Annotated in this window: 19 protein-coding genes and 2 tRNA genes; 8 read left to right on the forward strand and 13 right to left on the reverse strand. The window is 64.6% G+C overall.

Translation table 11 applies throughout. The annotated features are described in order from the left end of the window. Positions 1 to 31 precede the first annotated feature (31 nt). Together FDW81_RS13185 and FDW81_RS13190 are read right to left on the reverse strand one after the other, a co-directional pair. Positions 32 to 808: a fumarylacetoacetate hydrolase family protein gene (locus FDW81_RS13185; RefSeq protein ID WP_138134635.1), complete on the reverse strand. Its 777-nt coding sequence runs from the start codon at positions 806 to 808 to the stop codon at positions 32 to 34. Positions 809 to 851: 43 nt separating this feature from the next. Continuing rightward, positions 852 to 1,652, reverse strand: coding sequence for an MBL fold metallo-hydrolase (locus FDW81_RS13190; RefSeq protein WP_138134636.1), 801 nt, complete (start codon positions 1,650 to 1,652; stop codon positions 852 to 854). Between the two features lie 125 nt (positions 1,653 to 1,777). On the opposite strand from FDW81_RS13190, the gene FDW81_RS13195 reads away from it, so the two are divergent. Then, positions 1,778 to 2,368, forward strand: a complete 591-nt coding sequence (locus tag FDW81_RS13195) for a hypothetical protein (protein WP_138134637.1) — start codon at positions 1,778 to 1,780, stop codon at positions 2,366 to 2,368. Positions 2,369 to 2,430: 62 nt separating this feature from the next. Here the strand turns inward: FDW81_RS13195 and FDW81_RS13200 are convergent, their stop codons facing one another. The 10 genes from FDW81_RS13200 to ilvD form a co-directional block, all read right to left on the reverse strand. Beyond that, complete coding sequence (locus FDW81_RS13200) at positions 2,431 to 3,543, reverse strand: branched-chain amino acid aminotransferase (protein WP_138134638.1); 1,113 nt, start codon at positions 3,541 to 3,543, stop codon at positions 2,431 to 2,433. A 105-nt stretch (positions 3,544 to 3,648) separates the two neighbouring features. Beyond that, a complete protein-coding gene (locus tag FDW81_RS13205; protein ID WP_138134639.1) occupies positions 3,649 to 4,701 on the reverse strand; it encodes a 3-isopropylmalate dehydrogenase in 1,053 nt (350 codons plus the stop codon). A gap of 171 nt (positions 4,702 to 4,872) precedes the next feature. Beyond that, positions 4,873 to 6,432, reverse strand: coding sequence for a methionine--tRNA ligase (metG, locus tag FDW81_RS13210; RefSeq protein WP_138134640.1), 1,560 nt, complete (start codon positions 6,430 to 6,432; stop codon positions 4,873 to 4,875). Between the two features lie 34 nt (positions 6,433 to 6,466). Next, entirely contained in the window at positions 6,467 to 7,222 is a 756-nt protein-coding gene (locus FDW81_RS13215) for an ABC transporter ATP-binding protein (protein ID WP_091721010.1), read from the reverse strand. Beyond that, complete coding sequence (locus FDW81_RS13220; protein ID WP_138134641.1) at positions 7,219 to 10,014, reverse strand: ABC transporter permease; 2,796 nt, start codon at positions 10,012 to 10,014, stop codon at positions 7,219 to 7,221. The genes FDW81_RS13215 and FDW81_RS13220 overlap by 4 nt, the downstream gene beginning before the upstream one ends. A 215-nt stretch (positions 10,015 to 10,229) precedes the next feature. Then, positions 10,230 to 11,819, reverse strand: a complete 1,590-nt coding sequence (gene serA, locus FDW81_RS13225; protein WP_138134642.1) for a phosphoglycerate dehydrogenase — start codon at positions 11,817 to 11,819, stop codon at positions 10,230 to 10,232. Positions 11,820 to 11,946: 127 nt separating this feature from the next. After that, complete coding sequence (gene ilvC / locus FDW81_RS13230) at positions 11,947 to 12,972, reverse strand: ketol-acid reductoisomerase (protein WP_138134643.1); 1,026 nt, start codon at positions 12,970 to 12,972, stop codon at positions 11,947 to 11,949. An 84-nt stretch (positions 12,973 to 13,056) separates the two neighbouring features. Continuing rightward, on the reverse strand, positions 13,057 to 13,569 hold the full coding sequence (gene ilvN / locus FDW81_RS13235) for an acetolactate synthase small subunit (RefSeq protein WP_009356538.1): 513 nt from the start codon (positions 13,567 to 13,569) through the stop codon (positions 13,057 to 13,059). 2 nt (positions 13,570 to 13,571) lie between these two features. Beyond that, positions 13,572 to 15,476, reverse strand: coding sequence for an acetolactate synthase large subunit (locus tag FDW81_RS13240; RefSeq protein WP_138134644.1), 1,905 nt, complete (start codon positions 15,474 to 15,476; stop codon positions 13,572 to 13,574). Between the two features lie 371 nt (positions 15,477 to 15,847). Beyond that, complete coding sequence (gene ilvD, locus FDW81_RS13245) at positions 15,848 to 17,566, reverse strand: dihydroxy-acid dehydratase (RefSeq protein ID WP_138134645.1); 1,719 nt, start codon at positions 17,564 to 17,566, stop codon at positions 15,848 to 15,850. 243 nt (positions 17,567 to 17,809) lie between these two features. Here ilvD and FDW81_RS13250 point away from each other — a divergent pair, with 243 nt between their 5' ends. Further along, positions 17,810 to 18,964 (forward strand): hypothetical protein, encoded by a 1,155-nt coding sequence (locus FDW81_RS13250; protein ID WP_240720265.1) that lies wholly within the window; start codon positions 17,810 to 17,812, stop codon positions 18,962 to 18,964. Positions 18,965 to 19,251: 287 nt separating this feature from the next. Beyond that, positions 19,252 to 19,327: transfer RNA gene (locus tag FDW81_RS13255), tRNA-Lys, on the forward strand. Positions 19,328 to 19,502: 175 nt separating this feature from the next. Here FDW81_RS13255 and FDW81_RS13260 read toward each other — a convergent pair. After that, positions 19,503 to 19,955 carry a MarR family winged helix-turn-helix transcriptional regulator gene (locus tag FDW81_RS13260; RefSeq protein WP_138134680.1) on the reverse strand — a complete coding sequence of 151 codons (453 nt, stop codon included), beginning with the start codon at positions 19,953 to 19,955 and terminating at the stop codon, positions 19,503 to 19,505. A gap of 96 nt (positions 19,956 to 20,051) precedes the next feature. On the opposite strand from FDW81_RS13260, the gene bcp reads away from it, so the two are divergent. The 5 genes from bcp to FDW81_RS13285 all read left to right on the forward strand — a co-directional run bounded on the left by bcp (position 20,052) and on the right by FDW81_RS13285 (position 25,023). After that, the gene (gene bcp / locus FDW81_RS13265) at positions 20,052 to 20,525 is read left to right on the forward strand and encodes a thioredoxin-dependent thiol peroxidase (protein WP_138134646.1); all 474 of its coding nucleotides are present in this window, start codon (positions 20,052 to 20,054) and stop codon (positions 20,523 to 20,525) included. A gap of 109 nt (positions 20,526 to 20,634) precedes the next feature. After that, positions 20,635 to 20,716 (forward strand) — tRNA-Leu (locus tag FDW81_RS13270). A 207-nt stretch (positions 20,717 to 20,923) separates the two neighbouring features. Next, on the forward strand, positions 20,924 to 21,598 hold the full coding sequence (locus FDW81_RS13275) for a fasciclin domain-containing protein (RefSeq protein WP_138134647.1): 675 nt from the start codon (positions 20,924 to 20,926) through the stop codon (positions 21,596 to 21,598). Positions 21,599 to 21,770: 172 nt separating this feature from the next. Next, entirely contained in the window at positions 21,771 to 23,441 is a 1,671-nt protein-coding gene (locus FDW81_RS13280; RefSeq protein ID WP_171027209.1) for an ABC transporter substrate-binding protein, read from the forward strand. A 79-nt stretch (positions 23,442 to 23,520) separates the two neighbouring features. After that, positions 23,521 to 25,023: a malate:quinone oxidoreductase gene (locus FDW81_RS13285; protein WP_138134648.1), complete on the forward strand. Its 1,503-nt coding sequence runs from the start codon at positions 23,521 to 23,523 to the stop codon at positions 25,021 to 25,023. The last annotated feature ends 59 nt before the right edge of the window (positions 25,024 to 25,082 follow it).

The following is a 25,082-nucleotide window of genomic DNA, read 5'->3' on the forward strand; positions in this document are numbered from 1 at the left end:
CGTCTGCCGCCAGTGGTTCAGGCGGCGCGGGTCAGCGGCGCACGATGGGGTTGGACAGGCGGCCGATGCCTTCGATGTCCACTTCGATGCGGTCCCCGGCGCTCACCAGGCCAACACCAGCCGGCGTTCCGGTCATGATGACATCGCCCGGCAGGAGGGTGAATGCCTGCGAGACGATGGACACCAGTTCGCGGACTCCCCTGATCATCTGGCTGGTATTCCCGTCCTGCCGCAGCTCCCCGTTGAGCCGGGCCTGGATCTGAACGTCCTCGGTGTCCAGCTCGGTCTCGATCCACGGTCCCAGGGGCGCAGACGTATCGAAGCCTTTGGCCCGGGTCCACTGCAGGTCGGTTTTCTGGACGTCCCGGGCGGTGAGGTCGTTGCCGCAGGTGTAGCCGAAGATGACATCGTCCACGCGGTCCTCGGGCACATCCTTGCAGATCCGGCCGATCACTGCGCACAGCTCAGCCTCAAAAGAGACTTCCTCGGAGAAGTCCGGCAGCACAACAGGATCATTGGGGCCCACGACGGCGGTGTTGGGCTTCAGGAACAGCAGCGGCTGGGCAGGGACTTCATTGCCCAGTTCACGGGCGTGCTCAAGGAAGTTGCGCCCCACGCCGATCACCTTGCTCCGGGGAATGATGGGGGCCAACAGCCGGACGTCCTCCAGTTTGTGGCGGACGGAAGTGCGCTCCACCCCGTTGAAAAAGGGATCTCCGTGGATGACAGTGATCTCCTCACTGCCCGTCTCACCTTCGACAACGCCGTAGAGGGGATCAGAATCGACGACAAACCTGGCAATACGCATGGCTCCTACCCTACCGTCTTGCCAGGCGGCAACCGGGCCGCAGCTACTGCCGTGCTGCCCGGCCCCGCAGGTAGTGCAGCTGCGCTGCAACGGAGGTTTCAGCGGCGCGCCGAACGGAAGGGTCGACGTCGGAATAGACGGCGTCCGTGACGTCACGGACGGCTGCGGCCCGGCCCAGCCGGTCTAAGGCGGCGCGGATCTGCCCCAGCCGGTCGAGACGGTGGCTGCGGTAACTGCCGACGATGCCCTCCAGCGAACTGAGTACGGGACCGTGGGCGGGCAGGACGGCCGCCTCGCCCAGGGCTTCAAGCCTGTCCAGCGAGGCGAGGTAGTCGCCCAGGGTGCCGTCAGGATAGTCGAGCATCGTGGTGCCGCGGCCCAGGATGGTGTCCCCGGTGAGGACCGATCCGTGCGGGCCGTCATCCGGAAGGTGGAAGCAGACTGAATCCGAGGTGTGGCCGGGAGTGGCCACCACCCGGATCTCCAGTCCCGCCGCTTTGATGGACTCCCCGCCCTGAAGAGGTGCTCCTCCCCCATGGCAGTGGTCGGGATCGGCTGCGCGGACAGGAGCCCTGGTCAGTTCCCGCAGCCGGATGGAGCCCGCGGTGTGGTCTGCGTGCCGGTGCGTAACAAGGATCAGCTCTACCGGGCCGGCGGCAGCCAGCGCATGGAGGTGGGCCTCATCCAGCGGTCCCGGGTCAACCACCACGGCGCCTTGATGTTCCGGGGCCCTCAGCACGTATGAGTTGGTTCCGTCCAGGCTCATCGGCCCGGGATTGGGAGCCAGGATGGATTGCGTCAGGGGGGAGCTGCGGTGAAGGGCGGGACCGGAAGCTGAAGTCACCACCCCATCTTTGCATCGACGGCTGGATCGCGGGTGCCCCGGCAACCGGAATAGAACAGCCGGCGGACGGGGTTGACCACTACTGAAGACCCACGAACTCCACCAGGAAGCCGGAAGCAGACACCATGAGCACAACTGCCCTTGCAGACCTCCTGGCCGGCGCCGACGCTGCCGGCCACGACCACGCTGCAACAGAGAAGAACAGCGGACTCCAGCACATCCACAACCACGCTACGGGCAGCATTGTCTGGTTTCCCACGTGGAAGAAGTTCCGGGAGACCAGCGACTGGCGCGAGGAAGTGGATGCTTTCGCGGAGGACCTCACGTCGGGTTCGCAGCTGGTGGAGAAAGCGGCGGCCCGCTCCGTCGCCGGCGAGTTGGAGTCACTGCTGGGACGCGCCGCTGCAGCAAGTGATGCGAATGTTTTTGTCCAGCAGAACCTGACCAGGCATCTGACCCGGACGTGGGCTGTCGCGGACGCCGTCGCAGAGGTAACAGGGAAGGCGTTGCCCTCCGGCGGCACGCCGTCCATTTTTGCCGACTACCCTTACGACGTGTACGCCCAGGACGGCGGCGCCTTCGCGACGGCGCTGTGGAACGACATCATCGATGCCCGCCGCAACCAGGCGATTGCCGAAGAAGCGGCACGGAAGGCACTGAAGCCGGTGTCCCGCAAGGGCCTCAAGAACGCCGCCCGGAAGGCCGGCCGCCGCTGAAGGACGCCGGCTGCCGGAACCCTGGCCGGGCAGCCGCCGTCGTACGTCAGGATTGCGCTGGACTACGCCAGGCGCGTCAGCCAGCCGTGCGTGTCGGGGAGCCTTCCGGTCTGGATGCCGAGCAGCTGCTCGCGGATGGCCATTGTGGTCTCCCCCGCCTTGGCGTCCCCGGAACCAATGAACTCCGTCGCGTCCTTAAGGACACCGATCGGAGTGATAACAGCGGCCGTACCGCAGGCGAAGACCTCGGTGATGTCACCGGAAGCAACGCCGTCTCGCCATTCGTCCAGGGTGATCTTGCGCTCGGTGACCTCTCGGCCCATGTCTTTGGCCACCTGGATGACGGACATCCTGGTGATGCCTTCCAGGATGGTGCCGGTGAGCGCCGGAGTAACCAGCGAGCCGTCCTTCATCACGAAGAAAACGTTCATGCCGCCCAGCTCCTCAACGGCATTGTCGTTGAACTGGTCAAGGAAGAGGACCTGCTTGCAGCCGTTGGCTTCAGCTTCCTGCTGGGCGATCAGCGAAGCAGCGTAGTTGCCGCCGCACTTCGCATCGCCGGTGCCGCCTCGGCCGGCCCGTGCGTACTGGCGTGAGATCCAGATGGAAACGGGCTTCAGTTCGCCGCCGAAGTAGTTGCCGGCCGGCGAGGCGATCACCCGGAAGGACACCTCACGCGCAGCCCGCACACCCAGGAAGGCTTCGGTGGCGATCATGAACGGCCGCAGGTAGAGGGCTTCGCCGTCACCGCTGGGAACCCATTCCTTGTCAGCAGTGACAAGCTCACGGATTGCGCCGAGGAAGTATTCGGCCGGCAGTTCAGGAAGGGCCAGCCTGCGCGCGGACTTGTTCAGTCGTGCCGCGTTTGCTTCGGGGCGGAAGGACCAGATGGAACCGTCCGCGTGGCGGTATGCCTTGAGCCCCTCGAAAATCTCCTGCCCGTAGTGCAGCACCGCAGCGGACGGGTCCAGGACTATCGGACCGTACGCTTCAATCCGGGCGTTGTGCCAGCCGCCGTTGCCGTGCTCGTCCACGCTGTAGTCAACAACCGCTGTGTGGTCGGTGAAGTGATTGCCGAATCCCGGGTTGGCCAGGATGGCTGCACGTTCTTCAGCAGACTTCGGGTTGGCCGAGGGCTGCTGGCTGAATTCAACGCCGGGGGCGGTCTGAGTCATGGTTCCTCCACGATCGGCCGCCCCGGGTTCAGCGCTGAACGGCCAGGGCGGCATTTGGTGATTCGAGACAAGCTTACGCCCGAAGCCGGAGGCCCTGGCGCGGGGTCAGAGCCCGGTGGCGATAGCGTCGCCGATGGCGCTGGTGCTGCGTGCACCACCGTCGCGCTTTTCGACGTCGGCAACCACTGCCGCTTCAATCCTGCGGGCCGTTGCAGCGTAACCGAGATGATCCAGCAGGAGGGCGGCGGAGAGGATGGCGGCTGTGGGGTCCGCTTTGCCCTGGCCGGCAATATCCGGGGCTGAACCGTGGACCGGCTCGAACATGGACGGCGCCGTACGGTCCATGTTGATATTGCCGGATGCCGCAAGGCCGATGCCACCGGTGATGGCCGCGGCAAGGTCGGTGAGGATGTCACCAAAGAGGTTGTCGGTGACGATCACATCGAAGCGGGACGGGTCCGTGACCATGAAGATGGTGGCGGCGTCCACGTGCAGGTAATCGTGGGTAACCTCAGGAAATTCCTGTGCCACTGCCTCGACCGTGCGCTTCCACAGGTGTCCGGCGTATACCAGGACGTTGTGCTTGTGTACCAGGGTGACGTGCTTGCGTTCCCTGGCGCTGGCGCGGCGGAACGCGTCCCGGACTACCCGCTCAACGCCATGGGCCGTGTTGAGCGAAACTTCGGTGGCCACCTCGTGCGGAGTGCCCGCGCGCAGGGTGCCGCCGTTGCCCACGTAGGGGCCTTCGGTGCCTTCGCGGACCACGATGAAGTCGATGGTGCCGGGGTTGGCCAGCGGGGAGCCGACGGTTCCGTAGAGCCGGGAGGGGCGCAGATTGACGTAGTGGTCCAGGCTGAAGCGAAGCTTGAGGAGCATCTCGCGCTCGATAATGCCGGAAGGAATCCGGGTATCGCCGGGGGCTGCGCCTACGGCGCCGAACAGGATCGCATCCCGGGTACGCAGGTCGGCCAGGACCTCATCCGGCAGGGTCTCTCCCGTGGCCAGCCAGTGCTCGGCGCCGAGCTTGTAGTGGGTCTGTTTGAGTTCTACACCCTCCGCTGCCACCGCCTTTTCAAGGACTTTGAGTGCCTCGGCGATCACCTCGGGGCCAATGCCGTCGCCGGGGATAACTGCAAGATCAATGGAGGATGCGCTCATGGAATCAGGGTAGCCAAGGGATCCATATGCTGGTCAAGCCGTCTCGGTGGGTGGACGCCGGAGAACCCTCCTGCAGTTAATGTGCAAAAACGGCGAACGCTCTCTCACTTCCCGTCCTGGGGTGAGAAAGCGTTCGCGGAAAGGCCGCATTAAGTGAGAGAGCCGTCCGGACTAGGCCTCCACGGGCTCCTCGTACTTGGGGAAGACAGGCGCAGGAGCAGGCAGTTCGGTACCGGAAGCGATGCGCGTGGCGATGGCGCTGAACTGGCGGGCATCGCCTTCAAGCTGGCCAAGTGCGTCCAGCAGCTTGGCCGTGGCGTTCGGCATGACCGGCTGCGACAGGATGGCTACGATCCGCAGGACTTCCAGCGTCACGTACAGGACGGTGTTCATGCGTTCGACGTCGGTCTTCCGCAGCACCCACGGGGCCTGCTCTGCGAAGTACGCGTTGGTGTCACCCAGCACATGCCAGATCGCTTCGAGGGCACGGCTGAACTCCTGCTTGTCGAAGGCGGCACGGGCGGCGCCAAGGAGGGCATCGGCCTGGGCGAGGATGGCAGTGTCAGCGGCCGTGAATTCTCCGGGAACGGGAACGCGCCCGCCGCAGTTCTTGGCCACCATGGAGAGCGAACGCTGGGCCAGGTTTCCAAAATTGTTGGCCAGGTCCGAGTTCATCCGGCCCACGATCGCCTCGTGGTTGTAGCTGCCGTCCGCGCCGAAGGGAACTTCCCGGAGGAAGAAAAAGCGCACCTGGTCCAGGCCGTACTGGGCCACGAAGTCGGCCGGAGCCACCACGTTGCCCAGCGACTTGGACATCTTCACGCCGTTGTTGTGCAGGAAGCCGTGGATCATGACCCGCTTGGGCAGTTCCAGGCCCGCGCTCATGAGGAAGGCAGGCCAGTAGATGGCGTGGAAGCGGGAGATGTCCTTCCCGATAATGTGGACATCCGCGGGCCAGTACTTGCGGAACTTCGCGGACTCCACGTCCGGGTATCCAACGCCTGTGAGGTAGTTGGTCAGGGCGTCCACCCAGACATACATCACGTGCTTGTCATTCCCGGGAACCGGTACTCCCCAGTCGAACGTGGTGCGGCTGATGGAAAGGTCTTCCAGTCCCCGTTTGACGAAGCTGATGACTTCGTTGAAGCGGTACTGCGGCGCGCCGAACTCAGGCTGGGCCTCATAAAGGGCAAGGAGTTTATCCTGGTACGCGGAGAGCCGGAAGAAGTAGCTTTCCTCAGCGGTCCAGGTTACCTCGGTATCGGTTTCCTTGGAGTACCGTACGCCGTCGTCCTTGACCACAGTGTCGTCTTCACCGTAGAAGGCCTCGTCACGGACGGAATACCAGCCCTCGTACTTGGAGAGGTAGATGTCGCCGTTGGCCTCCATCTTTTTCCAGATGGCCTGCGAGGCGGCATAGTGGTCGGCATCGGTGGTGCGGATGAAGCGGTCGTACGTGATACCAAGGGCTGCATGGGCCGCTTTGTAGATCTCGGCGTTACGGTCCACGAGCTCCTTGGGCGTGATGCCTTCCTTCTCGGCCGTCTGGGCGATCTTCATTCCGTGCTCGTCGGTGCCGGTCAGGAACATCACGTCATAGCCGTCAAGGCGCTTGAAGCGCGCCATGGCGTCCGTGGCTATGTACTCGTAGGCGTGGCCGATGTGCGGCACACCATTGGGGTAGGTGATGGCCGTGGTGATGTAAAACGGCGTTTTCTCTGAAGCAGTCACGTGGAGGACGTTACCTTCGGTGCGGAGGGACGGGCTAGATGAGTTCAGTCAGGCTGTCGCTGAGCCGAACCAGTTCGTGGTCGTGCGAGGCCACCAGCACGGCGATACCGTCCGATGTGGTGTCCTTCAGGATGCTGATGATGCGGTTGGCGGAGGCACGGTCCAGGCTCGCTGTCGGCTCGTCCACCACCAGCACCCGGGTGCCCAGGATCAGGGCGCGGGCAATGGCCACACGCTGGCGTTCGCCGCCGGAGAGCTGGGCCGGGCGGTGCCGCATCCTGCGGCCGAGGCCGACCAGGTCCAGGAGATCCTTCGCCATGTCCCGCCGCTGGTCCACTTCGCCGTCCGGGACCGCGGGGAGGAGAACGTTCTCCAGCGCGCTCATCCCGTCGATCAGGGCGCCGCCCTGGTCAACGTAACCGATGAGTGCGCGACGGCGGTCGGCAATTTCGTCGTCGCCCATGCTTTCAAGGGAATCACCCTCCCAAAAGACGCGGCCCGACGTCGGGAGCGTGAGTCCCGCGCCGACGGTGAGGATGCTGGTCTTGCCGGAGCCGCTTCGGCCGGCGACGCAGTGCATCTCGCCGGCGTGCAGGGTCAAGTCGAATCCCTCCACCACGCTGACGGCCTCCGCCCCGCCCTTGCCGCCGCCGTAGCGGATGGTGATGTCGCTCAGTTCCAGCGGGGTGGCGTGGTCAGCCGCCTTGACGATGGTGTTGGCGCGGGTCTGCAGGGGAACCTCGCCGGAGCCGCCCCTGCGGCTCCGCTGGACATTCGTCGGGTTTGTCATTGGACCACTTTCGTTGCAATCGGTATCCAGCAAAGTACAGCCACGAGGCCGGCGACGCCTGCCCACAGCGCGGCATAGGGGGCCAGCAGCAGGCCGATGCCCAGGGCGCCCAGCACGCCCAGCGGCAGGGCCACGGTTCCCACCAGGGCATTTTCGAACAGCCGGACCTGGCGGAGCATGTCCGGGTTCCAGCCCATGGCCTGGAGGATGCCAAGGTACTGGCGCTTGGCGTTAAGTTCGAAGCGTCCGGTCACCAGCGTCAGCACCAGGCCCACCACCACTCCGGCAAGGGCCAGGAGGATGCTCGGCATTGCCACGGCGGCGGCTGCCAGACCACTCAGCGCACTGGCTCCGGCAGCGCGCGGGATGTCGATGAGCAGGGCAATGAGACCGCCGACTGCTGCTCCGAACACACCAACTGCTACGGCGAGCGACAGCGTGTTGAACTTGTTGGTGCTCAGCTGGCGGTTGGCAAAGGTCAGCGGTGAATCCACCTGGATCAGCCGTTCGTCATGCTGTGGTTCCTGGTCGATGACATCCCTGTGGCGCAGCTGCTGCGCCGCGAAGAGGGCGGCTGCAGCGTAGAGCACCAGGACGGCGACGCATACCAGGGCTGTGGCGAGGCTCCAGCTGACCAGGCTCAGCACCACCCCCACTACGGCAAGCAGGACGGCGCCGACGCCGAACTCCTCCAGCACCCAGCTGCGGATCCGCCGCTGGGTCCAGCCCATGGCCCTCAGGGTTCCGGCCTCGCTGCGCCGCTTGCGGATGTAGCTCACGGTGGATGCCCCGGTGAGGAGGGCAGCGCCGCACAGCGTCAGGAAGAGCAGCGTGACGTTGGTGCCGGACAGCGAGCCGGTGACGGCGTCAGCGGCGTTCTGCCGGACCCACGACTGCTGGACGGTGCCCAGGGCGGATTCCTTGCCGGCGTCGTCCTTATAGTAGCCGGGGACGAAGATGCTGGCATCCTCGCGGGCCGAGCCGGCAACGATGGTGGCCTCCAGGCCCATCTCGCGGATGTCGGCGGCCAACTGCTCGACGTCGGGCTGCGCCTCCTTCCAGCTGCCGGGCGCCTTGGCACGGACGCGGACCGCGTCAATGACGGCCGCGTTTTCGGTGTAGCCGCGGGCGGCGGCCAAGCCGTAGTAGTCGGTGATGGCACCTGCCGACTGGCTGGCAAGGCCAGTGGCGCTCAGGGACGGTTCCAGCTCGGTGGCGGGAACATCATTCCCGGCGGCATCCTTGACCAGCGTGAAGGGGGTGGGATCATAGCCGCCCAGTGGCAGCTTGTTGACGTCCCCGGCGGCAGCAGCAACTGCGGAGGGGTCGAACGTGCCGTACACCATGGCCAGCGGAGCTGCCGTTTTTTTGCCTGTCTCCAGGTTCTCCCGATAGGCACGCTCGTCTACGGGCTCGCGCTGCGTCTGGTCCACCGGGGTGCCGTTGGCGCTCTTCTCGGGCAGCCGGTTGACGGTCACCCATTCGCCGGGGACCGCCGTCTTGTCCACTGCGCCGTTCGCGGCGGTGTCTCCGTCGGTGTAGCGGGGCGCGGCAGCGAAGTCAGTACTCCATTGGGCCGGGGTGTACAGGCCCTGGTTGAAGTTGCCTGTGGCACCGAGCAGGGAGGAATGGTCTGTGGAACCGGGCCAGGACAGGACGAACGGATCTTTCGAAACGAACGGGAGGTAGTCCTTGTCCAGTGAGCGGGACACGGTGCCCACCTCCTGGACCACCTTGCCGGCGTCGTCAATCTCTTCGATCCTGACGTTGTACTTCAGGTCCAGGGAGGTGCCCGAGCGCACGATCAGTGGAATAGCCTGCGAGTCGGCGGTCAGCTGCCCGGTCCGCTTGGCCTGCTGGTACTGGGTCATCAGGGGCGCCCAGTACTTGAGCTTGACGCCAAGGAAGTCCGGCCCCTCCTGCAGTTCATCCAGGCGGATGCCGTTGGTGAAGAGACCCTCAAAGTAGCGGCCGATGGCTCCGGCGTCACGGGCGTCGGCCGGCGGCGCCTTTTCCAGCGGGGCCAGGAAATCGCCGGCTGAACCCAGCAGTGCACGTTCCGCGGCTGGATCGACGGCCACCACGGACTCCGTCACTTCCGGGGCCAGGGGCAGCGATACGGAAAGGTTGAACAGGTTGTGTTCGGACCCGCCGGCGGGAGACGGAAACTTGATGCCGGTTTCGTCCCTGGGGGCCGCGATACGGATGCTCGTTCCGCCCGCCGCCTTCTCCTCCACGAGGCGGGCCTTGCCAAGGGTGCCTTCAGCCGTGGACTTGAAGAGCGTCTGCTCGGACACACCGTCCGAGGTCACTGCACTGGCGGTCAGCCGGTACTTTTTGGTGTTGTCGCTTAGTACCGATTCGGCGGCGGGCCACTGCTCCGGTGCCGTGGCGCCGGCAGCCTGGTCAGCCGTTGCAGTACCGGCCAGCCCTGCGTTGTAGCCCAGGTAGTCCATAGCGTCGAGGCGGGGCGCCTCGAGGTTCTGGGTGACTCGCGAGACCAGGCTGATGGGTGCTGCTACGGAGGTTCCGGACAGCTTCCTGATGGCGTCCAGCTGTTCGAAGCTGATGCCGCCGGTCCCGTTGGCGATCTCCGGCTGCAGAAGCGCCCCGGTGGGGGCCTTCGCCTGCACCAGGACGTCGTACAGGCCCCGTGAATTTTCATCTACGGTCCGGCTGAGTGCAGCCTGCGACTGGCTTTGGACAAGGACCGACAAGCACATGGCTGCGATCAGAATGGCCGCGGTCAACAGCAGCACCCTGCTTCTGATGAACCTCTGGACGGCGTTCATGGAGCTCCCTGAAACCTGGATTGCGTGCGCACATTCGGGTCCGCCCCAGGCGGACATGGGCTATGACGGACGGATGTGCAAAAAGGTAGTGGCCGGCCTGCGGGCCGGGTCCTGAAACAGGACCAAGCCATTTTAAGCAGACCGGCCAATCATACGTGGCCTCCCCGGGACTCGCCGAAGGGAGGCCGGTGGTTCGGTGTTTCCCCCGTTGTGGGCTAGTCCTCCAGGTCCACTTCACGGACCATCTCTGCACCGATGCCGGCCTTGATGGCATCCAGGACCTGCTGGGGCACAGAGCTGTCGATGGTGAGCAGTGCGAGCACCTGTCCGCCCTCGTTCGAGCGCGCAACCTGCATGCCGGCGATGTTGATGTTGTTCATGCCCAGGATGTGCCCGATGGTTCCCACCACGCCGGGACGGTCGGTGTAGGCCACAACCACCAGGTGTTCACTGATGGGGATTTCCACCTCGAACCCGTTGATGCCCACCAGCTTCTGGATCTGCTTGGGCCCGGTCAGGGTGCCGGCCACGGAGATCTGGCTGCCGTCGCTCAGGGCGCCGCGCAGGGTCAGGACGTTCCGGTAGGACTCAGTTTCCGGGGTGGTGATCAGGCGGACATTGATGCCGCGCTGCTCTGCGATGACCGGGGCGTTGACGTAGGACACCTGCTCGGTAACGACGTCGGCGAAGATCCCCTTCAGCGCGGCCAGCTCCAGGACCTTGACGTCAAGGGAGGAGATCTCACCGGCCACTTCGATGTCGAACTGCGTCAGCGAGGCATGTGTCAGGGCGGTGAAGATGCGGCCGAGCTTCTCGATCAGCGGGATGCCCGGGCGGACATCGGGGGCGATGACACCGCCCGCGACGTTCACGGCATCGGGAACCAGCTCGCCGGCAAGTGCCAGGCGGACGGACTTCGCAACCGAAACACCGGCCTTTTCCTGTGCCTCGTCGGTGGAGGCACCCAGGTGCGGCGTGACCACCACGTTGTCCAGCTTGAAGAAGGGCAGGTCCGTGCTGGGCTCCTTGGCGAAGACGTCGACGCCGGCGCCGGCGATTTCGCCGTCCTGCAGGGCTGTGAAAAGGGCTTCTTCGTCCACGAGGCCGCCGCGGGCCACGTTCACCACGTAGGCGGTGTTCTTCATCTTCTTAAAGGCATCCGCGCCCAGCATGCCCACCGTCTCCGGCGTCTTGGGCATGTGGATGGTGATGAAGTCGGCCTGGGCCAGGAGTTCGTCAAGCGTTACCAGCTGCACCCCAAGCTGAGCTGCACGGGCCGAGGTGATGTAGGGGTCGTAGGCGAGGATCTTGGTGTCGAAGCCCTTGAGCCGTGCAGCCACGAGGGCACCGATCCGGCCGAGGCCGATGATGCCGATCTTTTTCTCGAAGAGCTCGATGCCCGTGTACTTGGAGCGCTTCCACTCGCCGTCCTTGAGGGCTGCGCTTGCCTGCGGAATGTGGCGGGCCAGGCTGAGGATGTGGCCCACGGTGAGTTCAGCGGCGGAGACGATGTTGGAAGTGGGCGCATTAACCACCATCACGCCGGCCTGGGTGGCGGCCTTGATGTCCACGTTGTCCAGGCCAACACCGGCACGGGCGATGACCTTGAGGTTCTTCGCGGCGGCAATCGCCTCGGCATCGACCTGGGTGGCGGAGCGGACCAGGATGGCGTCAACGTCGCCGATGGCAGAGAGCAGCTGGGAACGGTCGGCGCCGTCTGTCTGGCGGATTTCGAAGTCCGGGCCCAGCGCCTCGATCGTGGCGGGGGAAAGTTCTTCGGCGAGCAGTACTACGGGTTTTGACACGGCTGATCCTCTGCGTTGCAGTCCTGGGGATGACATCAAGTCTAGGCCGACGCAAAGGCCGGGCTCACATTGTTAAGTGTGAACCCGGCCTCACGGTGCCCAAGGGGGTGGTTGGTGGCAGACAGCCTTAGCGGGCTGCTGAACCTTCCACGTAGTCCACGTCCTGCTGCTGCCAGGAGAACAGGGAGCGCAGTTCGCGGCCCACGGCCTCGATGGGGTGCTGCTCAGCCTTTGCGCGCAGTTCCTTGAACTCGATGCCGCCGTTGTCCTGGTCCTCGATGAAGCGCTTGGCGAAAGCACCGGACTGGATGTCGGCCAGGACGGCCTTCATGTTTTCCTTCACCTCGGGGGTGATGACGCGCGGGCCGGAGACGTAGTCGCCGTACTCTGCGGTGTCGGAGACGCTCCAGCGCTGCTTGGCGATGCCGCCTTCCCACATGAGGTCGACGATCAGCTTGAGCTCGTGGAGCACCTCGAAGTAGGCGATCTGCGGCTGGTAGCCGGCCTCGGTCAGGGTCTCGAAGCCGTACTGGATCAGCTGGGAGACGCCGCCGCAGAGGACAGCCTGTTCGCCGAAGAGGTCGGTTTCGGTCTCTTCGGTGAAGGTGGTCTTGATGACACCGGCGCGGGTGCCGCCGATGGCCTTGGCGTAGGACTTCGCCAGGTCCCAGGCGGAGCCGGAGGCGTCCTGCTCCACGGCGATGATGTCCGGGATGCCGCGGCCGGCCTCGAATTCGCGGCGCACGGTGTGGCCAGGTGCCTTCGGGGCGACGAGGATGACGTCAACGCCCTCCGGTGCCTGGATGTAGCCGAAGCGGATGTTGAAACCGTGGGCGAAGGCCAGGGCCTTGCCCGGTGCCAGCTTGTCCTTGATGGACTCGTTGTAGATGGAGCGCTGGTGCTGGTCCGGAGCCAGGATCATGATGACGTCGGCCCATTCGGCGGCGTCGGCGACGTTCTTGACAGTGAAGCCTGCGTCTTCGGCCTTCGCCTTGGACCGTGAGCCCTCCTGAAGGGCAATAACAACTTCGACGCCTGAATCGCGCAGGTTGAGCGCGTGGGCGTGGCCCTGGGATCCGTAGCCAACGATGGCAACTTTGCGGCCCTGGATGATCGACAGGTCGGCGTCGTCGTCGTAGAACATTTCAGTCACTTGCGTAACTCCTCTTGAGTGGTTTTGTAGATAGGTGTTGTGTGGTGCTGCGGTTACGGGCGCAGGTCCGCCAGGCCATAGGGGCTAGGCGGAACGCAGCGCCCGGTCACTCATGGAGCGGGATCCCCGTCCAACGGCCAGGGTGCCGGACTGCACGATTTCGCGGATGCCGAAGGGCTCCAGCACTGAAAGCAGCGCTGCGAGCTTCTCCGGGGTACCGGTTGCCTCGATCACCAACGAGTCGGTGGACACGTCGACGACGGCGGCGCGGAACAGGTCTGCAGCCTGGGTTACCTGCAGGCGTGTTGCGGCATCCGCACGTACCTTGACCAGGATGTGGTCTCGCTGTACGGAAGATTCAGAGGTGAGCTCAACGATCTTGATGACGTTGATCAGTTTGTTGAGCTGCTTGGTGACCTGCTCAATGAGGTCGCCGTCGGCGTCGACAACGACCGTCATCCGGGAGATCCCCGGAACCTCGGTGGGGCCGACTGCCAGGGAGTTGATGTTGAAGGCGCGGCGGGCGAAGAGGCTGGCAACCCGGGTCAGGACGCCGGGCTTGTCTTCGACCAGGACGGAAAGTGTATGGCGGCTCATGGTCAGTCCTCTTCTTCCCATTCCGGGGTCATGTTGCGGGCAACCTGGATCTGGTCGTTGCTTACGCCGGCGGGCACCATCGGCCACACCATGGAGTTGGGGCTCACCACGAAGTCAATGACCACAGGACGGTCGTTGATTTCGAGGGCCTTCTGGATGGTGGCGTCGATGTCCTCATCGCGTTCGCAGCGGAACGAGGCGCAGCCGTAGGCCTCACCCAGCTTGACGAAGTCCGGGATACGGACGGTGTCGTGGCCGGTGTTCAGGTCCGTGTTCGAGTAGCGGCCCTCGTAGAAGAGGGTCTGCCACTGCCGCACCATGCCCAGCGAGGAGTTGTTGATGACAGCCACCTTGATGGGGATGTTGTTGATAGCGCAGGTGGCCAGTTCCTGGTTGGTCATCTGGAAGCAGCCGTCACCGTCGATCGCCCAGACCACGCGGTCCGGCTCGCCAACCTTGGCGCCCATCGCTGCCGGAACGGCGTAACCCATGGTGCCGGCTCCGCCGGAGTTCAGCCAGGCGTGGGGGCGCTCATACTTGATGAACTGCGCGGCCCACATCTGGTGCTGGCCCACACCGGCTACGTAAACCCCTTCGGGACCGGTCAGCGCACCGATGCGTTCGATGACTTTCTGCGGGGCCGTGAGGCCGTCCTCCGGTTCAGTCCAGCCCAACGGATAGGTTTCCTTGAGGTTGTTCAGGAAGGCCCACCAGGTGGTGAGGTCCGGGACGCCGGAAGCCTCGAACTGGGTCCTGACTGCCTCGGTGAGCTCAGGAATGATCTCCTTGACGGATCCGACGATGGGGACATCAGCGGGCCGGTTCTTCGAGATTTCGGCGGGGTCGATGTCCGCGTGGATCACCTTGGCCATGGGCGCGAACGTCTTGAGCACGCCGGTCACCCGGTCGTCGAAGCGGGCGCCCAGAGTGATCAGGAGGTCTGCCTGCTGCAGGGCAGTCACGGCGGAAACGCTGCCGTGCATGCCGGGCATTCCCATGTGCTGCGGATGCGAGTCCGGGAAGACTCCTTTGGCCATCAGGGTAGTGACCACAGGCGCTCCGGTAGCTTCCGCAAGGGCACGCAGTTCGGCAGAGGCGTGCGCCTTGACCACGCCGCCGCCGACGTACAGGACGGGCTTGGAGGAGGCGGCGATGAGCTTGGCAGCCTCGCGGACCTGCTTGTTGTGGCCACGGGTGACGGGCCGGTAGCCGGGCAGGTCCACCTTGGGCGGCCAGGAAAAGGTCATCTCTCCCACCTGGGCGTCCTTGGCCACGTCCACCAGGACGGGACCGGGGCGGCCCGTGGAAGCGAGGTGGAAGGCCTCGGCCATGACGTGCGGAATGTCATTGGGGTCGGTCACCAGGAAGGAATGCTTGGTGATGGGCATGGTGATGCCCACGATGTCGGCTTCCTGGAAAGCATCGGTGCCGATTACACCGCTGGATACCTGGCCGGTGATGGCCACCAGCGGCACGGAGTCCATGTGCGCGTCCATGATGGCGGTAACGAGGTTGGTGGCACCCGGGCCGGAGGTGGCGATGCAGACGCCCACCCGTCCGGTGACCATGGCGTAGCCTTGCGCGGCGTGGCCGGCTCCCTGTTCGTGACGGACCAGCACGTGGTTCATGCTGGAGGCCATCAAGGGGTCATAGGTGGGCAGGATCGCGCCACCGGGCAAACCGAAAATATCGTCGACGCCGAGTTCTTCGAGCGAGCGGACAATAGCTTGCGAGCCGGTCATCACCGTTGGTGGTACAACGTTGTTCGGCCCAAGGACAGGAGAGGCGGCGGCAAGGTCGGCGACGACGGCGTGCTCGGCCGTCCGCTCGGCGCGGTCCGGAGCCTTTGCGGCTCCAGCGGACTTAGTAGCCATCAGCGAGGGGCTGATCGGCGATCCTTTGCTCATCGGACTCTTCCTTGTGGATCATCTGTGGTTCGTGGAAACTGCGGGGAATAAAAAAACCCCTCAGCCTGGCGGCTCTTCGAGGGGTTGCGCGTGACGGTTCGTTACCAGTGGAGGCTAATGTGCCACGCGCTTGGTAAGTACGACGACGATGCCGGTAACGAAAGTCATGCGTTCAGTTTTCCCTCTTGGCGAGATCAGTGTCAACGAGGCGTGGCGCGATCTCACCATGTGGACAACACTGTCCACCCTTCGATCCTATCGCGGCTGGATCAAACCGGAGCCATTGACCACTGGCGGCGGCAGGCTTAATGAGGGTGATACGAGAGGGCCCCTTCCGGAAGGCGCCCAGCGCCTTCCGGAAGGGGAAGGTATCATCCGCAGTAAGCGCCCGTGCTGGCGCTGTGCACCAGTTTGGCGTACTTGGCCAGGACGCCCTTGGTGTAGCGTGCCGGCAGCGGCTGCCAGCCCACCTTGCGGGACTCGAGCTCGGCCTCGTCCACCAGCAGGTCGAAGCTGCGTGCGGCGATGTCAACGCGGATCCGGTCGCCGTCCTTGACGAAGGCGATGGGACCGCCGTCGACGGCTTCAGGGGCAACGTGCCCGATGCACAGCCCTGTGGTGCCGCCCGAGAACCGCCCGTCCGTGAGGAGGAGGACGTCCTTACCCAGGCCCGCGCCCTTGATTGCACCGGTAATGGCGAGCATCTCGCGCATGCCGGGGCCGCCCTTGGGGCCTTCGTAGCGGATGACCACCACGTCGCCCTTCTGGATCTGGCCCTTGTCCAGCGCATCCAGGGCGCCCTGCTCGCGTTCGAAGACGCGGGCGGTGCCCTCGAAGACGTCGGCGTCGAACCCGGCGCTCTTGACCACCGCGCCTTCGGGGGCCAGCGAGCCGTGGAGGATGGTGATGCCGCCGGTCTTGTGGATGGGGTTGTCCAGCGCGCGCAGGATCTTGCCGTCAACGTCCGGCGGGTTGATGGCTTCGAGGTTCTCGGCGACCGTCTTGCCGGTGACGGTGAGGCAGTCACCGTGCAGCAGGCCGGCGTCGAGCAGCGCCTTCATGATCACCGGCACGCCGCCGATCTTGTCGACGTCGGTCATGACGTAGCGGCCGAAGGGCTTGAGGTCGCCCAGGTGCGGGATCTTGTCGCCGATGCGGTTGAAGTCATCGAGGGTCAGCTCAACCTCGGCTTCACGGGCGATCGCCAGCAGGTGCAGCACGGCGTTGGTGGACCCGCCGAAGGCCATGGTAACGGCGATGGCGTTCTCGAAGGCCTTCTTGGTCATGATGTGCCGGGCTGTGATCCCCTTGCGCAGCAGGTTGACCACTGCCTCGCCGGACTTGCGGGCATATTCATCACGACGGCGGTCCGCCGAGGGCGGTGCGGCTGAGCCGGGCAGGGACATGCCCAGCGCCTCGCCGATGCAGGCCATGGTGTTGGCGGTGTACATGCCGCCGCAGGCGCCTTCGCCCGGGCAGATGGCCTTCTCGATGCGGGTGAGGTCCTCCATGCTCATCTTGCCCGCGGCGCAGGCACCAACGGCCTCGAAGGCGTCAATGAGGGTGACTTCCTTCTCTGAGCCGTCCTCAAGCTTGACCCAGCCGGGCATGATGGAGCCGGCGTAGAGGAAGACACTGGAAAGGTCCAGGCGGGCCGCAGCCATCAGCATGCCCGGAAGGGACTTATCGCAGCCAGCCAGCAGCACGGAGCCGTCAATCCGCTCGGCCTGCATCACGGTCTCCACGGAGTCTGCGATGACTTCGCGGGACACCAGGGAGAAGTGCATGCCTTCATGCCCCATCGAGATGCCGTCGGAAACGGAAATGGTCCCAAACTGCATCGGGAAACCACCGCCTGCATGAACGCCTTCCTTGGCGCCCTGGGCAAGCCTGTTGAGAGAGAGGTTGCACGGAGTAATTTCGTTCCACGAGCTCGCAACACCGACCTGGGGCTTGGCGAAGTCGTCGTCCCCCATGCCTACCGCGCGGAACATGCCGCGTGCCGGTGCAGCATGGATTCCGTCGGTTACAACCCGGCTCCGGGGTTTGATATCAGGCTTGTTCTCGGTTGCAGTCTGGGTGTCACTCATACGGGAAAGTCTATGGCTCCAGGACGCGCTGCATGAAAGGACTTGGGCCTCTGGGACCAAAAACGGGAAAATTCGCATCCAACAGTGGACGTCCATCTCGAATCGTGAGACGTGCGCTGCCCCACTCCCCTTCGGCTTGTGGCGCACCTCACCCTCCGGGCTGTCCAGCCCGCCCTGCGGCACGTCTGCCTTCCATGAACCTGGACAGCCGTGGCCACCAGACGTAGCGTCGGGCAGGACACCTTGAAAATCCCGACTGAAGGGCTTGATGTGGATCTCGTTTTCTGGATCATTCTTATCGTTCTCCTCGCCGGCGTTGTGTGGTGGCTGTTGAACCGCAGCCGCGCGTCGAAGGATGGAACTTCTTCCAGGGCGCGAGATGCGTCCGGCACTCACGGCACCCGGTCCGACGGGGCGCTCTCCGGTGGCGGCGGGACTGCGGCCTCCGCCGAAGCCGCCGGGACCACCGGCATTGCCAGCGCAGCAGGGTTTGGGCGGGCTGCCGAACCAGCGGCGCCGGCCACTGCGGAGGAACCCGCTGAAACTGCTGCGGCACCTGCAGCTGCCGGCGGCCCGGAAAGCACGGGGGCCGGCTCCCCGGCGTCGTCCACCGGACGCCGGGAAGAACACCGCCGCCAGGACGAAGCCGAGTGGGAAACCCAGTGGTCGGAAGCATCCGGCTCCGGATCCTCCGCCCTTTCCCACGCCAGCGGCCGAAACGACGCCAACGAGGACGTGGCCGGGAAGGCCGGTGGCGGCACGGAGGGCGGCGGCCAGGAAAGTGCGGCCGCGATGTTCGGTGGGTCTGCGCACCCGGCAGGAGCCGCACCGGTGGCAGGCTCCGCGGAACCTGCGCCGGACGCAGCAGCTGGAACCCGGCCTGTCCACCATTCCGAGTACACAGATCCGCACGCCCCCACCCTCCCCGGCGCGGAAACGGCCGCTGTGGAGGACCTGGATGACGCCGGCACGGAGGTCAGTGCCCCAACGTCGGGGCGCCCAGCCACCGGCCCGGGCATGGCAGCGGACCAGGCGCCGGAGCCAGGACAGGCCGGGGCAGTTCCGGCGGGCGCCGCCGCTGCGGAGACTGCAGACCGCACCCAGTCCTCGGCCCTGGTGGAGGCCGGAGCGGACCACACCGGGGAGCCGCAGTCCGCCCCGGTATATGAAGCGGCAGGGCACCTCGCGGCGGAGGAGCCCTACGGTGCCGGCTCCGCCGCCCCCGCAGCTGACGGAAGCGGGCCGGCAGACTACCCGGTGAAGGGTGATGCCGGAGCCATGGTCTACTACGGCGAGGAGCACCCTGACTACGAACAGGCCAGCGCTGACGTGTGGTTTGAGTCCGAGGCCCATGCCGAAGCGGCAGGGTTCCGGGCTCCGCGCCGCAAGCGCCTGTAAGGGAAGGGGGACAGTTCTGCAGAAGCGGCGCCGAAGCGGGATTGGCCTGTGGGCCAATTCACAATCCTCATTGCCGGCCCACGCCTCCGCAGCCGGGCGACCGGGAGGCGGTTACGGCCTCCCGGCCAGCCGGAAACCGCGGATTTCTGCTGGTTTTGCCATCGACAGAGAGGCCAGGCCCCTCAACTCCGGGCCGATTTCACATGAACAAAAAGTTCGTGTAGAGTTTCATGTCGTTGCGGAGGTCAACGGGGAAAGAAAAGCCCGGTGATCAAGGCAAAAGGAATGCACCTCTAGCTCAATTGGCAGAGCAATTGACTCTTAATCAATGGGTTCCGGGTTCAAGTCCCGGGGGGTGCACCAGGGAGAAAAAGCCTCCGGCTCACAGCAATGTGGGTCGGAGGTTTTTTGTTGCATGCCCACTGTGCCGCGCGTTCATCCGCTTCTTGTCGGCGGTGGCCGGAGCACAAAAAAGGCGTGTCCCCAACCTGGACAAGCTGGGGACACGCCGCGGCAGCATCGGGGCCACCCGAAATGTCTAGGGAGTGTTGTTAACCAGGGCGTCCGCGCTGGGCGAGGTGGCGAACTGGCTGGCCAGCTCCCGCACCACCGCCTGGAGCTCCTGCCGGAGCACATCAGGATCGATTGACGCTGATGCCAGCACTGAACGTTCCATTTGCACTGCCGCTGCCACTGCCTCCTTGCCGCGCTCCGTGAGTGACACAACATGGCTCCTGCGGTCCGACGTGCTGCGGACGCGGACAATGTGCCCGTGCGACTCCAGCCGGCTCAGTGTCTTCCCCATGGTCTGGGCCTGGACACGGACGTATTGGGCAAGCTGCGCCTGGGTCATGGGGCCTTGCGCGTCGAGGACCTCGATGGCGATGACACCGGCGTGGGTGAGGCCAATAGCGCCGAGTTTTTCATTCCAGGAGTGTTCAACGAGGCGCGCAGCAGTGGACAAGAGGCGCCCCGTGGGCCAGTGATCCATATCAGGCATAGCAGCAAGTATAGCCAAGTGGTGATTAGCACTGGTTCCCCCTGCTTACTAGGCTGTTGTGTCCCGCCTGCAACAAGGAGAAAAACATTGGCTGAAAGACTCGTAGCCGGAGACGACGCGCCCGGCTTTACCTTAAAGGATTCCTCAGGTGCAGAGGTGTCCCTCGCCCCCGGCACGGGCCGCCACACCATCGTGTACTTCTACCCGGCGGCCGCAACACCGGGATGCACCAAGGAAGCATGCGACTTCCGGGACAACCTGGCTTCCCTCCAGTCCGCGGGCTACGACGTCCTCGGCATCTCCCCTGATCCCGCGGAAAAGCTGGCTAAGTTCGCCGCCAAGGAAGACTTAAGCTTTCCCCTGCTTTCGGACGAGGGTCATGCCGTGGCGGAGGCTTACGGCGCCTGGGGCGAAAAAAAGAACTACGGCAAGACCTACCAGGGACTCATCCGCTCCACTGTCGTGGTGGACCCGGATGGCAAGGTTGCGCTGGCCCAGTACAACGTAAGGGCAACGGGGCATGTGGCCAAACTGCGGCGGGACCTGAAGCTGGACTCCTGACCCGTCACTGGCTCCTGCTGCGGCTGACCCTGGATCCCGCCTTGGCGAGGCTACAATGGACTCTGGCATCCGCCGTCGACCTTTTTGGGAAAGCGCGGCAGGCAGCCTTGCGCGAGTGGTGAAATTGGCAGACACGCAGGATTTAGGTTCCTGTGCCTTCGGGCGTGGGGGTTCAAGTCCCCCCTTGCGCACCTTGTGATCCCCCGGCTTCGGCCGGGGGATCACTGCGTTAAGGCCTGCCGCAGAAAGAAACTCCATGGACGCACCCATCCGCGTCCTGCACCCGGCCGAATACCCAGTGAGACACCAGCCACGGGCAGGTGCCCACCGGAAAAGCCCCATGTGCCGCAGACATCCTGTCCGCGGCGGGCAGAAGCCACAACCCAAGGAGAACTGAAATGCCGACCATCAAGCGCACAACCTTCACCGTCGCAGGCGTTGCAGCAGCAGCTCTGTTGAGCCTGACCGCATGCGGCGGTTCAGCCTCCACGTCAGGCTCCTCCGCCCCCGCAGACTCACCCTCGGCCTCCAGCATGGCCTCTTCCCCGTCGGCCACCTCCTCAGCCGGCGCCATGGATCCCGCCGCCAACCTGGTGGGTCCGGGCTGCGCTGCGTATGCAGAGCAGGTGCCGACCGGCGCGGGTTCGGTTGAGGGCATGGCACTTGACCCGGTGGCCGTTGCCGCATCCAACAACCCGATCCTAACGACCCTTACGTCCGCGGTTTCGGGGAAGCTGAACCCCAAGGTTGACCTGGTGGACACTCTCAACGGGGACGAATTCACCGTTTTTGCACCGGTGGATGATGCCTTCGCGAAGATCGATGCAGCCACCATTGAAACCCTGAAGACTGATGACGCCCTGCTCAGCAAGATCCTGACCTACCACGTGGTGCCGGGCCAGATCACCCCCGATATGATCGCGGGCACGCACGCAACCGTCCAGGGCGGATCCGTGACCGTTACCGGCAGCGGCGACGAGCTCAAGGTGGATGAGGCCAACGTCATCTGCGGCGGCGTCCAGACGAAGAATGCCACCGTTTACCTGATCGACTCGGTGCTGATGCCGAAGTAGCAGCACCTGCGGGCAATCTGTTCCAGCAGGTAAGCCGGGGGTAGCTCCGCGAGGACGCCCCCGGCTTCGCTGTCGGCACCCCGGGGAGCGCCCAGGAACGGCAAGGGACGTCCATTAGACTGGGGTCCGGTCCGCAGGCGGCGGTGCCGCAAGATCCAGAGGTGATGTTTGAGTGCCCAGCAGTACGTCCCGGCGGACAGTCATCAAGACTGGCGCTGTCCTCCTGGCGTTGGGCGTCACCTCCTGCACAGCCACCCCGGCCCCCTCGCCAACGTCCGGCTCCCCCAGCCCCACCCCTGCCGCCGAACCGGCCGCCACCTTCAACTTCGGGACTGCTGCCCAGCCGCTGGGTCTGGATCCCGCCCTCTCGAGCGACGTCGAGTCGCAGCGCATCACCCGCCAGATCCTCGAGGGACTGGTGGGCGTTGACCAGACCACGGGCAAACCCACTCCCCTGCTGGCAACGGAATGGACCGAATCCAATGAAGGCCGCTCGTACACCTTCAAGCTCCGGTCCGGTGTCGTCTTCCAGGACGGCACCCCGTTCAATGCCGACGCCGTATGCGTCAACTTCAACCGGTGGTTCGCTTTCCCGGAGGCGCTGAGGCGGCAGGCGCCGGGCAGTTCGTTCAAAGGGGTCTTCAAAGCGCATTCGGACGAGCCGGAGCTCTCCATCTTCAAGAGCTGCACAGCATTGTCGGCGGACACCGTGCGGATCGACCTTTCCCAGCGCTTCACCGCGTTCCTGCAGGCGCTCACCCTTCCTGCCTTCGCCATCGCATCACCTTCGGCCCTCACCGCAGGCACGGCTGATGTGCTGGACCAGAACCGGGGCGGCCAGACCCTCTCCGTCTTCGGCACCAATCCTGTGGGGACGGGTCCGTTCCGCCTTGCATCGTGGGACGAAGGGAGCGTCACCCTGGCCACCAACACGTCCTACTGGGGCGAACGGGGCCAGATTGCCACCATCAACTTCGTGGCCTACGACCACCCGCAGGCCCGGCTGCAGGCGTTGCTTGACGGCACCATCGACGGCTATGACGCGGTCACAGTCGGCAACTTCGACCAACTCGTCAAGCGCGGGAAGCAAATCGTCCAGCGTGACCCGTTCTCGGTGATGTACGTGGGTATCAACCAGGACATCCCCGTGCTTCAGAACCTGAAGGTCCGGCAGGCGATCGAAATGGCGATCGACAAGGAAACCCTGATCCGCAGGTTCTTCATCGACAACACGACAAGGGCCACGCAGTTCGTCCCGCCAAAAATCAGCGGATTCAACAATGATGCGCCGGAACTGGGCCACGACCCCGCCAGGGCCAAGGAGTACCTCAAGGACGGCGGGTACGCGGGCGAGGAACTGAAGTTCTACTATCCGTTGAATGTCACCCGGCCCTACCTGCCCACCCCGGAGAAGGTCTACGCGGAGATCAGCCGGCAGCTCACAGCTGTCGGGTTCAACATCCAGCCGGTTCCGGTGGAGTGGTCCGACGGCTACCTGCAAAAGGTGCAGTCCCCCGGCGACCATGCACTCCACCTCCTGGGGTGGAACGGCTCCTACTCGGACGCGGACAACTTCGTTGGCCCTCTCTTCGGGGAGAAGAACGGCGAGTTCGGGTACCAGGACGCCCAGGTCTTTTCGAAGATCAACCGGGCGCGCGGGATGCCGGAGGGCGAGGAACGGGATGAGCAATATCACACCATCAACGCCCAGATCGCGGCCACAGTCCCCGCCGTCCCTGTGGCGTTTCCCATCTCCGCGCTGGCCCTTTCCGACCGGGTGCTGAGCTATCCCGCCTCGCCGGTCTTAAATGAAGTTTTCACGAAGGTGCAACTAAAACCTTGACGGACCGGCCCAATTTCAGTATGTCCGTCGCCCGGGGATATTCTGTGACAGCCAGAGCCGCTGCAATCGGAGACTGATCGTGACCTTCATTTCCAAGACCCCACATGCCGACGTCGTCCTGATTGGCGGCGGCATCATGAGCGCCACGCTGGGGGCATTCATCAAGCAGCTGGAGCCGGGCTGGACCATCTCCCTCTTCGAGCGGCTGGACCAGCCCGGCCTGGAAAGCTCCGGCCCCTGGAACAACGCCGGGACCGGCCACGCTGCCCTTTGCGAACTCAACTACTCCCCTGCAGCCAAAGACGGCTCGGTGGACCCCTCCAAGGCGCTGCTCATCAACGAACAGTTCCAGCTTTCCCGGCAGTTCTGGTCCCACCTGGTGGACCAGAACCTGATCGGCTCGCCCAAGCGCTTCATCAACACCGTGCCGCATATGAGCTTCGTGATCGGCGAAGACCACACCCGGTTCCTGCGGACCCGCTACGAGGCACTGAAGCCCCACACCCTGTTCCGCAGCATGGAGTACTCCGAGGACCACGGCCAGATCGCCAAGTGGGCTCCGCTGATCGTGAAGGGACGAGACCCGAAGCAGCGCATCGCCGCCACACGCGCCGCCGAGGGCACCGACGTCGACTTCGGGGCATTGACCCGCGAGCTGACCACCTACCTGGGGAACAACGGCGTCGAAATCAACTACGGCCACGACGTCACGGACGTTTCGAGGGCTTCCGACGGCGGCTGGAACATTTCGCTGAAGTACCCCAAGTCAGGGGAACACGGCAAGATCCACGCCAAGTTCGTGTTCGTGGGCGCCGGCGGGGGCGCCCTGCACCTGCTCCAGGCCTCCGGCATCCCGGAAAGCAAGGGCTACGGCGGCTTCCCCGTCTCCGGGCAGTTTTTCCGCTGCACTGATGAAACCATCGCCGCGCAGCACAGCGCCAAGGTCTACGGCCAGGCGTCGGTGGGAGCTCCCCCCATGTCCGTGCCGCACCTGGACACGCGGTATGTGGACGGCAAGCGCTCACTGCTGTTCGGACCCTACGCGGGGTTCTCCACGAACTTCCTGAAAAGCGGCTCGTACCTGGACCTTCCGCTGTCCATCCGGCCCGGAAACATCATTCCCATGCTTGCCGTGGCGAAGGACAACATGGACCTCACCGCATACCTGGTGAAGGAAGTGATGAAGAAGCACGCCGACAAGGTGGAAGCACTGCGGGAGTACTACCCGGAAGCCAAGGACGGCGACTGGGAACTGATCACCGCCGGCCAGCGTGTACAGATCATTAAGAAAGATCCGCAGAAGGGCGGGATCCTGCAGTTCGGCACTGAAGTGATCGCTGCCCGCGACGGTTCCATCGGAGCGCTCCTTGGCGCCTCTCCCGGTGCCTCGACTGCGGTACCGATCATGATCGAACTGCTGAAGAAGGCTTTCCCCCGGAGCTTCAAGGGGTGGCAGTCCAAGCTTAAGGACATGATGCCCGGCTACGGGGTCAAGCTTGACGAAAACCCGGACCTGGCCATCGAGCTGGAAAAGGCGACGGCGGCATCACTTCAGCTGGAGAGCGTTTCGGCCAGCCGCTGACCCTGCCGGGGTCGGCGGACGGCAGCGTGCGGGTACGTATCAGTCACTTAACCCCACAG

The organism is Pseudarthrobacter sp. NamB4 (genome assembly GCF_005796185.1).
GTDB lineage: Bacteria > Actinomycetota > Actinomycetes > Actinomycetales > Micrococcaceae > Arthrobacter.